Origin of the sequence: Mesorhizobium sp. M4A.F.Ca.ET.020.02.1.1 (genome assembly GCF_004022645.1) — a bacterium.
In the GTDB taxonomy this organism is placed as follows: domain Bacteria; phylum Pseudomonadota; class Alphaproteobacteria; order Rhizobiales; family Rhizobiaceae; genus Mesorhizobium.
On record NZ_RZOI01001135.1, the window covers coordinates 1 to 1,165 of the forward strand.

Annotated in this window: 1 protein-coding gene and 1 pseudogene; both read left to right on the forward strand. The window is 67.0% G+C overall.

Annotated features, from left to right (window positions below; genetic code table 11):
• Window positions 1–750 (forward strand): ABC transporter permease (locus EN742_RS35455; protein ID WP_148670552.1); only part of this gene is annotated, 750 nt, incomplete at its 5' end.
• Window positions 750–1,165: pseudogene (locus EN742_RS35460) on the forward strand (ABC transporter permease); the annotation flags it as partial. The gene EN742_RS35455 and the pseudogene EN742_RS35460, both read left to right, overlap by 1 nt.

The following is a 1,165-nucleotide window of genomic DNA, read 5'->3' on the forward strand; positions in this document are numbered from 1 at the left end:
GTCATCCTCCTCATGGGCGTGGGGGGCGTGGCCGCCGGCGGCATCTGGATTGGTGCCGTCGGCGCGCTCCGCCATTACCGCGCCGTCAACGAGACCATCTCCAGCCTGCTGATGGCCTACATCGCCATCGCGCTGATGAATTACCTGGTTGAAGGCCCGCTGCGCGATCCGGCCTCGCTCAACAAGCCCTCGACCCAGCCGCTCGCCGACATCTACCGCATCGGCAACATCCTGGGCATGGAGGTGCATTGGGGCCTCGTCGTCGGCATCCTCGCCTGCGTGCTCTCCTGGCTGCTGATCGAGAAGACCCGCTGGGGCTTCGCCGCTCGCATCGCCGGCGGCAATGTCAGGGCGGCGCAGGTGCAGGGCCTTGCCGTCGGCCCGCTGATCGTCGGCTTCACCGCGCTTGCCGGCGGCTTCGCCGGGCTTGCCGGAATGCTGGAGGTCGCCGCCGTGCAAGGCAGCGCCAACGGCTCGCTCGCCGCCGGCTACGGCTATACCGGCATCCTCGTTGCTTTCCTTGCCCGCCACAATCCGCTCGCCATCATCCCGGTCGCCATCCTGCTCGGCGGCATCGACGCCTCCGGCGGCCTGATCCAGCGCCGCATGGACCTACCCGATGCGACCGTGCTTGTGCTGCAGGGCATGCTCTTCATCGTCATCCTGTTCAGCGAGACCCTCTACGGCCGCTTCAAGCCCTTCAACCCGGACCTCTGGCAGGGGCCTGATGTCCTGAAGGGGAGCGCCTGATGGAAACGACCGACATCGGCCTCTGGGGCGTGCCGCTCGCCATACTGGGCGGCGCCATCCGCGTCTCCACCCCCTTCATCTTCGTGTCGCTCGGCGAAGCCATCACCGAGCGCTCCGGCCGCATCAATCTCGGCCTCGAGGGCACGCTGGTGTTCGGCGCCATGAGCGCCTACGCGGTCGCCGTGATGACCGGCTCGCCATGGCTCGGCCTTTTTGCGGCGGCAATCGCCGGCCTCTGCTTCGGTCTCTTCCATGGCTGGATCTGCAAATTCCCGAAGGTCAACGACATCGCCATCGGCATCGCCCTGATGCTGTTCGGCTCTGGGCTAGCCTTCTTCTTCGGCAAGCCGTTCATCCAGCCCTCGGCGCCGGACCTGCCAGCGATCCCGTTCGGTGCCTGGTCGAACATCCCGCA